This window comes from Citrobacter sp. wls827 (assembly GCF_005280875.1).
Taxonomy (GTDB): domain Bacteria; phylum Pseudomonadota; class Gammaproteobacteria; order Enterobacterales; family Enterobacteriaceae; genus Citrobacter; species Citrobacter youngae.
The window spans coordinates 100,173-109,877 of the sequence record NZ_SZWR01000019.1 but is presented as its reverse complement, the minus strand read 5'-3'; the positions used below and the strand labels follow the sequence as shown (position 1 = coordinate 109,877).

The window sequence follows — 9,705 nt, the reverse complement described above, 5'->3', positions numbered from 1 at the left end:
CAGCGACTGGCGGCAGCAGCCGATGAGGTCTGGCTGGTGGTATCAGGAATTGGAGTCAAAATTAAATGAGTAAGTTGTTCTGGGCAATGCTCTCTTTTATCAGTCGCTTGCCCGTTCCTGCTCGCTGGTCGCAAGGACTGGATTTCGAGCACTATTCACGTGGCATTGTGATGTTCCCGCTGATTGGCGTGGTGCTGGGCGGGCTTACGGGGCTGGTCTTTATGGCGCTACAGGCCTGGTGCGGTATCCCACTGGCGGCGCTGTTTGCAGTGTTGACCCTGGCGCTGCTGACCGGCGGTTTTCATCTTGATGGCCTGGCGGATACCTGTGACGGTATTTTCTCTGCCCGTCGACGCGAACGGATGCTGGAGATCATGCGCGACAGCCGGCTGGGAACCCACGGCGGACTGGCGCTAATTTTCGTGTTGCTGGCAAAAGTGCTGGTAGTGAGCGAACTGGCTTTGCGTGGCACACCGATGTTGGCGGCGCTTGCTGCGGCTTGTGTCGCCGGGCGGGGCTGTGCTGTTTTGCTGATGTATCGACATCGTTACGCGCGCGAAGAAGGGCTGGGCAATGTCTTTATCGGCAAAGTCTCCGGGCGTCAAACCTGCGTCACGTTGGGATTTGCGGCGATCCTTGCCGCCGTACTACTTCCCGGTATGCGTGGTGTGGCAGCACTGGTCGTTACGTTGGTGGCGATCTTCATTCTTGGGCAGTTATTAAAACGCACGTTAGGTGGGCAAACCGGCGATACGCTGGGTGCGGCCATTGAACTTGGCGAGTTGGTTTTCCTGCTGGCTCTGTTTTGAGTCAGTCAACATACTGGAACCCTTATGCAGACTTTATCCTCTTTACTTCACGCGATCCCTTCTCCCGATAGCGCTGCAATGTTGCGCGCGCAGCAACATATTGATGGCCTGCTTAAGCCGCCGGGAAGTCTTGGGCGACTCGAATCTCTCGCTGTGCAACTGGCCGGTATGCCAGGCCTGAAGGGTGTGCCGCATGTGAATGGCAAAGCGATGCTGGTGATGTGTGCCGATCATGGCGTGTGGGATGAAGGGGTTGCCGTTTCGCCTAAAATCGTCACGGCTATTCAGGCTGCTAATATGACGCGTGGGACGACCGGCGTTTGCGTGCTGGCTGCTCAGGCGGGGGCAAAGGTACATGTGATTGATGTCGGCATCGATGCTGAACTCATTCCCGGCGTGGTGAATATGCGCGTGGCGCGCGGCTGCGGTAATATTGCTCAAGGCCCGGCAATGCGCCGTTCTCAGGCCGAGGAACTGCTGCTGGAAGTTATTCGTTATACCCATGAGCTGGCCAGGGATGGCGTAACGCTGTTTGGCGTCGGTGAACTTGGTATGGCCAATACGACCCCCGCGGCGGCAATCGTCAGCGTATTGACCGGCAGCGATGCCGAGGATGTGGTCGGTATCGGCGCTAACCTGCCGCTCTCTAGGGTAGGCAATAAGGTTGATGTTGTACGGCGAGCCATTGCCGTCAATCAGCCGGATCGCAATGACGGTATTGATGTGCTGGCAAAAGTGGGTGGTTTTGATCTTGTCGGTATGGCGGGGGTGATGTTAGGTGCGGCGTCTTGCGGTCTGCCGGTCATCCTGGATGGTTTCCTGTCTTATTCGGCGGCACTGGCTGCCTGTCAGATAGCGCCGGAGATTAAACCTTATCTGATCCCGTCGCATTTCTCCGCCGAGAAGGGCGCTCGTACTGCACTGGCGCACCTGGAACTGGAGCCGTATCTCAACATGGGAATGCGTTTAGGCGAAGGCAGTGGTGCCGCGCTGGCGATGCCCATTGTTGAAGCGGCCTGCGCGATGTATAGCAATATGGGGCAGTTAGCTGCCAGTAATATTGTATTACCGGATGGCAAAGAAGCGTAGCCGCTCACGACCCCGCTTTATGGCGGGGGTTTTTATGTGCATTCTCGTCGTAACCCCCTAAAACAGATAAAAAAGCTATACTTAATGGATATCTGCTGCGACGAAGGAAAGGAAAAAGATGCGTCGTGTAAAACTGCTGTGTGCTCTTGTTATGCTGCTCGCGAGTCAGGGATCGCAGGCGGTGAGCTACCCATTGCCTCCTGAGGGCAGCCGTCTGGTGGGAAGCCCTTTGACGATAACGATTCCCGCTGGTAATACTCAGCCCCTGGAGGCTTTTGCCGCACAGTATGGACAGGGATTGAGTAATATGCTCGAAGCCAATCCTGGTGTGGACGTATTTCTGCCAAAGTCGGGTTCCACACTGGTGGTGCCACAACAATTGATATTGCCTGATACCGTACGTGAAGGCATCGTCATCAACGTCGCAGAAATGCGGCTCTACTATTACCCAGAGGGTGCTAATACGGTAGAGGTGTTACCTATTGGTATTGGGCAGGCGGGGAGGGAAACTCCGCGCAACTGGGTCACGGCGGTCGAACGTAAACAGGAAGCACCAAGCTGGACGCCCACGGCAAATACCCGGCGGGAGTATGCTGCTCGTGGGGAAAGCTTACCGGCGTTTGTGCCTGCCGGGCCTGACAATCCGATGGGACTGTACGCTATCTATATCGGCAGGTTGTACGCCATCCATGGTACTAATGCCAACTTCGGTATTGGGCTACGCGTGAGCCAGGGCTGCATCCGTCTGCGTAATGACGACATCAAATACCTGTTTGATACTGTGCCAGTTGGCACGCGTGTTCAGATTATTGACCGACCGGTAAAATTCAGCACCGAGCCAGACGGTAGCCATTGGGTTGAGGTTCATGAACCGCTGTCCCGCAATCGCTCCGAATATGAATCTGACAGAAAGGTTCCGCTGCCCATCACCCCCGTTTTGCGTACTTTTATCAGCGGGAATGACGTGGATGTGAATCGTGGGAATCAGGCGCTGGAACGCCGTTCCGGGATGCCGGTGAATATCAGTCTGGTGCAGACACATTAGCGATGCCACTACGCGGCTCTTTCTTAGCCCTGACTATGGTGGGCCGCTTTTTTAAGCTGATACTGACCCATTTTCACAAAACCGATATGGTCCGCCATCAACTGAGCTTCGTGCTCGCTGTGGGTAACCAGCAGCGCGGTCTGGCCTGCGGCGCGTAAAATATCCCGAACCTCATTACCAAGGCGCTCGCGTGTGCGCTTATCCAGGCTGGAGAAGGGCTCATCCAGCAGTAAAATTTCTGGGTGTGGTGCCAGCGCGCGGGCTAACGCGATGCGCTGTTGCTGCCCGCCAGAAAGTTCATGAGGGTAATGGTTAGCATGACTGTGCAATTCCACCATTTTCAACAGCTCCGTCACTCTGGCCTGTTGCGCTTCACGTGGCATACGCCGTAAACCGAAGGCGACGTTTTGTTGTGCGGTCAGATGGGGAAATAAGGCGTATTCCTGAAAGACCATGCCGACATGACGTTTTTCCGGGGGCAAATGAACGCCGGGGCCAGCGATACGCCGCTCTGAGACATAGATCTCTCCACACTGCAGTCGTTCAAAACCGGCAACTGCACGCAACACCGTTGTTTTCCCACAGCCTGAAGCGCCAAGCAGACAGGCAATTTCTCCTTTGCGTACCGACATTGAGAATCCGCTCAGGACCGGTTGCTGGCTGTTGCCGTAGGCAACGTGCACGTCCTGGAGTCGTAATGCGATTTCTGACATTGTTGCTCTCTTAACCACGGCGAGTCATCTGGTGACGCACCAACAATATAACGGGCAGTGTACCTGCTAAAACAATCATTAGCGCGGCGATAGCACCTTCTTCATAGGTCCCGCGGGCCGCTTCTGCATACAGCAGAGTGGCCAGCGTTTCGAAATTTACCGGGCGCAACAGCAGCGTTGTTGGCAGTTCTTTCATCGCATCGGCAAAAACCAGCAATGCGCTGCTCACTAATGCCGGACGCAGTAACGGAAAATGAACGCGGGCAAATGTTCCGGCACCGTTTTCGCCGAGCAATCGTGAAGCCTGTTCGAGTGACGGCGGGATGCGGCCCAGACCGGAGTCCAGCGCGCCGATGGCAATTGCCTGGAAACGCATCGCGCAGCAAATGACCAACAAAATACCGGCAGACATCAGCGGTAACCCGCGAATATCCAGTAAGTCGGCCAGCCAACGATCGACAGCCATCGCTGGTGGCAAAAAACCAATCGCCAGAATCGTTCCGGGCACCGCATAACCGAGGGAGGCCAGACGCATCACTCCACGACGAAAGCCAGGCATCGCGTTGTCTGCTGCGCTATGGCGTGCGCTCCAGGCCACCAGCAAGCTGACGCAAATCACCACCAGCGTGGTGCCTGCTGCCAGCAAGAGCGTATTTTGTAATGCTGAAAGCAACGAGGCGGAAAGGGGGCTCGTGTCCCCTAAGCGTTTGGCACTTTCCCACATCAAAAAGAGAACCGGGGCCACAAAGCCCAATATAACCGGTAGCGAAATGACCGCGCCGAGTAGCCAGCCACGCCAGCCGGGCACGCGAGTGGGTTGGATTTCCCGCAGGCTGCGGCTGCTGAATCCTTGCTTTCTGCGCCCGTAAAATTCCAGCGTCAGAATGAAGAAGATAAACATCAGCATCATGCAGGCGATTTGTGCGGCGGCGGATAAATCAGAGCGAGAGATCCACGTGGTGTAGACGGTAACGGTTAACGTTTGTACGCCGAGGAACTCCGATGCACCAATATCGTTGAGCGTTTCCAGAAGTGCCAGGCTGATGCCGACAGCCAGTGCCGGGCGCGCCATTGGCAGGGCGACCCGGAAGAACGTCCCGGCAGCGCTGCATCCCAGCGTGCGGGCAGCCTCAAGTAAATGGGCCGGTTGACTGATAAAGGTGGCGCGGGTCGTCAGGTAGACGTAAGGATAGAGCACTAAACCGAGCAAAATAATCGCGCCGGAAAGCGAACGCAAATCCGGTAGCCGGAACTGTCGTGGACTGTCAAAGCCCAGCAGGAAGCGGATAAAGGTTTGCAGAGGGCCAATCGGATGCAGTAGATCGAGCCAGGCAAAGGCGACGATGTAGGTTGGCATCGCCAGCGGCAGCAGCAACGCCCAACTGAGGATCTTACGTCCAGGAAAGTCCCATGCTGTGATGGCCCAGGCGCTGCCTACGCCAATCACGCCAACCAGCACGGCCACACCGGCTAACAGCAGTACGGTATTTTTTAATGCTGCAGGCAGCACAAACGTAATGAGATTGTCCCAGTGCGATAAATCCGACTGGGTAGCTTGCCAGATAAGCGCAATGATGGGAGTCAGGACGCCAAGCGCAATGCAAAGCGCCCCAAGGTGCAACGGCGTTAATAATGACTGCGGCCCGGAAACCAGGCCGCGTAACGTCGGAAACTGTAGAAGTTTATTGATCGAATCCAACTTTATCTACCAGCAGACTTGCTTGTTTACGGTATTTCACGATTTCGGTTAACGGAATTTTATCGACATCGATCTCACCAATTGTGGCGTTGATCACCGGATCGAGAGTGACACCTTTCAGTACCGGGTATTCGAAGTTCGCTTTTGCGTACTGCTGCTGGGCAGGTGCGGAAACCAGATATTCCATCAACTTAACGGCATCGGCTTTATTGGGGGCATAGCGTGCTACTGCCGCGCCGCTGATATTGACGTGCGTGCCGCCATTTTCAAAGGTTGGCTTAACGACTTTAATTGCATCGCCCCACTGACGTGCATCGCTGCCTTCTTTGGCGTTTTTCATATGGCCGACGTAATAGGAGTTCGCCAGGCCAATATCGCAAATACCCCCGAGGATATCGCGGGCAACGTCACGGTCGCCGCCAGTCGCTTTACGTGCCAGATTCGCTTTCACGCCACGCAGCCATTCTTCCGTTTTTGCTTCGCCGTGATGGGCAATCATCGCGGCAATCAGCGCCGTATTGTACGGATGCTGACCGGAACGAATACAAACCTTACCTTTGTACTCGGGGCTGGCGAGCTGTTCGTAATGCCAGTTATCGATTGGCATTGACTTCTCGGCGTACAACACTCGCGCACGCATTGACAGCGCAAACCACTGATTATCCGCACCGCGGAGATTGGCCGGAATAGCCGCTTTCAGTGCTTCTGACTCCACGGGTTGTGTCACACCCGCTTCGACTAAATCGATAAGGTTCCCGGCGTCAACGGTCATCAGCAGGTCGGCAGGGGAGTTTTTACCTTCCGCTTTAACACGCTCAAGCATGCCGTCCTTGATATAGACCGTGCTGACTTTTATACCGCTGGTTTTCGTCCAGCTATCAAGCAGGGGCTGAATCAGGCCCGGTTCACGGGTGGTATACAGCGTTAACGCATCCTGGGCGAAAGCCGGCAGGCTGACAGAGAGGACGAGAGCAGAAGCAAGCGTGATACGGCGCAGTCCAGTGCGAGGCAGAGCATTCATCGTTTATATCCCAGCGTAATTGGAACGTACAGTGACCCGGGCAGGGGCTCATTTTTTGCCTGCGTACAATAAATGATAATCACTAGCAATTACAATCATTGCAAAGTGTAAATAATTTACATTTACATAACTTTAATCAACGGTGTGAAGTGGCCTGTCCCTGTTATGGATAAGATATTTAGCATCCATGAATACACTGGGTTGCCGGCTGCCTGGCGTTACCAGACGTAATCACTTAAGCCCGCGTAATAAACGAGACAAAGTGATTAAGTACCCGGCTGACTTCGCGGCTTTTTAGCCATATCATCATGGTGTTCACTTTACCTATCTGTGGCGTAATCGTATGACTGCGGACAGGGAAGTTATTCTCATACTGTCTGACAACATTTTCTGGCAACAGCGCAATCCCCATCCCGGCACTCACACAGCCAAGGATCGCCTGAAAAGAGCCAAATTCCAGAGGATCGGCGTAATCGACCCCCTGTAGGCGCAGCCATTCTCCCAGGCGGGAGCGATAGTTGCACCCTTTAACAAAAACCAGCGGCCTTGTCACCTGGAGGTCAGCGCCAGTAATGACATTCTGGTGCTCTGCCGCCGTTACCAGTACCAGCGTTTCCTGACATAACACGTGTGATTGCAGGGGCGAATTTTCCATATGCAGTCCCTGATGATCGGCAACGAATGCGATTTCCAGTTCATTGTTCAGAATGTGTTGCACCAGCGCCTCAGTAGGGGAGGTTTTCAGGTTTAACTCAATGGAAGGCATTTCGCGGTGGAAATTCGCCAGTATCGAAGGGAGACGTACCGCTGCGGTCGTTTCCATTGCACCAATTCGCAATGGCCCCGCCACTTTTGTTCCCAGCATCGACAATTCTGCTTCCTCTAACAACGCCAAAATTTTGTTGGCGTAACGCAGAAGCAGTTCGCCCTCAGGGGTAATGTAGAGTCGATTTTTCTCGCGCACAAACAGAGAGACATCAAGGCTGGCTTCCAGCTGTTTAAGGCGGGTTGTGACATTCGAAGAAACGCAGTTCAGACTACGTGCAGCAGCGGATATGGAGCCCGTTTCCGCCACCGTTTTAAACAAGTTCAGAGAGGTACTGTTCATAGAAGCATCACTCAAAGTGAATGTTTTCGTTATTTTTATTAACTTTTTATTATCATTTCCTTGTGTAAGATAACAATCAAACTTAATTCGTCTTTTGAGGCCAAAATATGGATCTCGATCACAGTGCTGTTGGCCTCCGTCAGTTGAGTACTGCTGTATTTGGTATGATCGTCTTGACCTTAGGAATGGGCATTGGGCGCTTTTTATATACGCCTATGCTCCCGCTTATGCTTCATGAAGGACTGTTTACCTTTTCACAATTATCCATAATTGCCAGCGCCAACTACGCAGGTTACCTTGTTGGCAGCCTCCTTTTCTCTTTTGGTATTTTTAGCGCTGTCAATAAGTTAAGAGTGTTGTTACTGGTCTCAGCACTACTTACCGTCGTGCTGATTTTTTTGATGGCAAAAGTGACCCAGCCAGAAATTATTTTGTTAATCAGGTTCCTCGCAGGTGTGGCAAGCGCGGGAATGATGATATTTGGTTCAATGCTGGTCCTTCAGCATACTCATAACCCTTTTGTTATCGCCTCTTTGTTTTCGGGCGTAGGAATGGGCATTTTTATCGGCAATGAATATGTCATTGCTGGCGTATCCTACGCCTTAAATTCACATGTGTTGTGGATTGGCGCAGCCATAATTTCAGCGATACTTTTCGTCATACTGACGATGCTATTGCCGAAAGATAAGTATATGATCTCCTCAGTAAAAGCTGCCGCAGGCGCGGAGTCGGATATCCAGTGGTGGAATTTAGCCTTACTGTATGGCCTGGCGGGGTTCGGTTATATCATTGTCGCCACGTATTTGCCGTTAATGGCCAGGGGGGGTGGCAACACTTTTTTAGCCGACCATATCTGGTCTATTGTCGGCCTTGCTGTTATTCCTGGCTGCTATGGCTGGCTCTGGGCTGCTCGCAAATGGAATATATTATCCTGCCTGAGCGTTAACTTAATTGTGCAAGCGAGTTGCGTAGTCATGGCCATATTTATTAACTCGCCACTGCTGTTAACCATTAGTTGTATTGGATTTGGCGGCACATTTATGGGTACAAGCTCTTTGGTCATGCCGCTTGCTAGAAAAATAAGCGCACCCGAGAAGATTAATCTCCTCGGTCTTGTTACGCTGACATATGGGATAGGGCAAATCCTCGGCCCATTAGTTGTCAGTGTCTTTCAGAGTAATAAAAATGGGATGACCTACTCCATATTGCTGGGGGCCGCCTCGTTATTTATCGCAGCAGCGATTAGTTATTGGCAATACAACAAAGTTAAATATTCTGGAAAATAATGATAATAGTTATATTTCAGCTAATAACCTTAATAGTTCTTGCGGCAGAACTCGTTTTCAAAAGCAGTATGACTCTGTTCTGCTGTTTAACGGGTTTGCGCTCTTCTCTCTGTGCGCATTTCCCATAATTATCTGGTTTACAGGAGTTTTTATGCCCTATGTAAATATTAAGATCACCAATGAAGGTGTTACCGATAAACAAAAGAAACAGCTGATGGAAGGTGTTACTCAGCTACTGGTGGATGTGCTTAACAAAAATCCTGACACCACTATTGTGGTTATTGACGAAGTCGATACTGATAACTGGGGAATTGGTGGCGTACCGGTGACCGAATTGCGTGAAAAAGCCAGTAAAGAGTGAATCTGATGGCGGGGGGCGTGGGCTCCTCGCCTGATATCAGTTTGTGATAGAACAATTGACCTGGAGAGGGCGTCGATGAGAGTGTTGGCAGGTATTATCCTCTGTTTTCTCGTCGGGCAGGGATTCACGTTCTGTAATGTTCCACTGGGTATGATGTTTGGTGCCCTCTTTACCGTGATTATACTTAAGCGGGTTGGGATCTCTGTAACCTCAATGCCGGGGAGTATAACGGTCATCCAGCTTTCTCTCGGTATCTCAATCGGGATGATGTTTAGGGATTTTTCATATGGTGAACATCGTCAGTTCAGTCTTTTTTTTGCTCTGTTATTACTCTGCTTATCTTTGCAATTTACCTTGAGCTACTTCTGGTGTGTGCGGCGGTTGGGCTGGAGTAAAGAAGAGGCGCTTTTGGGTGCGGTGCCCGGAGCGATGGCGGCGGTGCTGGCGCTAGCCTCCCATATTAAGACTCCGCCACAAAAGATTGTTATCTCGCATTCTCTGCGTCTCATTACCCTGACGTTTCTGGCTGGCTACTTACAGCCCGACTGGAAGCCATTCTGGCCTGATGTTTTAG

At 52.2% G+C, this 9,705-nt stretch carries 10 protein-coding genes and 1 pseudogene; 7 read left to right on the top strand and 4 right to left on the bottom strand.

Annotation, left to right across the window (positions count from 1 at the left end; all coding sequences use genetic code 11):
- From cobU to ldtA, 4 genes and pseudogenes are all read left to right on the top strand, one after another.
- Window positions 1-69: pseudogene (gene cobU / locus FDX03_RS23530) on the top strand (bifunctional adenosylcobinamide kinase/adenosylcobinamide-phosphate guanylyltransferase); the annotation flags it as partial.
- On the top strand, window positions 66-809 hold the full coding sequence (cobS, locus tag FDX03_RS15850) for an adenosylcobinamide-GDP ribazoletransferase (RefSeq protein WP_137346219.1): 744 nt from the start codon (window positions 66-68) through the stop codon (window positions 807-809). The pseudogene cobU and the gene cobS, both read left to right, overlap by 4 nt.
- Before the next feature lie 24 nt (window positions 810-833).
- The gene (gene cobT, locus FDX03_RS15845; protein WP_048211974.1) at window positions 834-1,898 is read left to right on the top strand and encodes a nicotinate-nucleotide--dimethylbenzimidazole phosphoribosyltransferase; all 1,065 of its coding nucleotides are present in this window, start codon (window positions 834-836) and stop codon (window positions 1,896-1,898) included.
- A 118-nt stretch (window positions 1,899-2,016) separates the two neighbouring features.
- Entirely contained in the window at window positions 2,017-2,943 is a 927-nt protein-coding gene (gene ldtA, locus FDX03_RS15840; protein WP_048211973.1) for a L,D-transpeptidase, read from the top strand.
- 23 nt (window positions 2,944-2,966) lie between these two features.
- Here the strand turns inward: ldtA and FDX03_RS15835 are convergent, their stop codons facing one another.
- From FDX03_RS15835 to FDX03_RS15820, 4 genes are all read right to left on the bottom strand, one after another.
- Entirely contained in the window at window positions 2,967-3,656 is a 690-nt protein-coding gene (locus FDX03_RS15835) for an ABC transporter ATP-binding protein (protein WP_061067724.1), read from the bottom strand.
- Window positions 3,657-3,666: 10 nt separating this feature from the next.
- Window positions 3,667-5,355: an iron ABC transporter permease gene (locus FDX03_RS15830; RefSeq protein WP_121584493.1), complete on the bottom strand. Its 1,689-nt coding sequence runs from the start codon at window positions 5,353-5,355 to the stop codon at window positions 3,667-3,669.
- Window positions 5,339-6,376, bottom strand: a complete 1,038-nt coding sequence (locus FDX03_RS15825; RefSeq protein ID WP_048211970.1) for an extracellular solute-binding protein — start codon at window positions 6,374-6,376, stop codon at window positions 5,339-5,341. The genes FDX03_RS15830 and FDX03_RS15825 overlap by 17 nt, the downstream gene beginning before the upstream one ends.
- Before the next feature lie 235 nt (window positions 6,377-6,611).
- Window positions 6,612-7,484 (bottom strand): LysR substrate-binding domain-containing protein, encoded by an 873-nt coding sequence (locus FDX03_RS15820; protein ID WP_137346218.1) that lies wholly within the window; start codon window positions 7,482-7,484, stop codon window positions 6,612-6,614.
- 107 nt (window positions 7,485-7,591) lie between these two features.
- On the opposite strand from FDX03_RS15820, the gene FDX03_RS15815 reads away from it, so the two are divergent.
- The 3 genes from FDX03_RS15815 to FDX03_RS15805 all read left to right on the top strand — a co-directional run.
- A complete protein-coding gene (locus tag FDX03_RS15815; RefSeq protein WP_137346217.1) occupies window positions 7,592-8,770 on the top strand; it encodes an MFS transporter in 1,179 nt (392 codons plus the stop codon).
- Window positions 8,771-8,921: 151 nt separating this feature from the next.
- The gene (locus FDX03_RS15810; RefSeq protein ID WP_061067728.1) at window positions 8,922-9,131 is read left to right on the top strand and encodes a 4-oxalocrotonate tautomerase family protein; all 210 of its coding nucleotides are present in this window, start codon (window positions 8,922-8,924) and stop codon (window positions 9,129-9,131) included.
- A gap of 75 nt (window positions 9,132-9,206) precedes the next feature.
- Window positions 9,207-9,705, top strand: a 499-nt coding sequence (locus FDX03_RS15805) for an AbrB family transcriptional regulator (RefSeq protein ID WP_170973105.1), incomplete at its 3' end; no start/stop codon positions are given.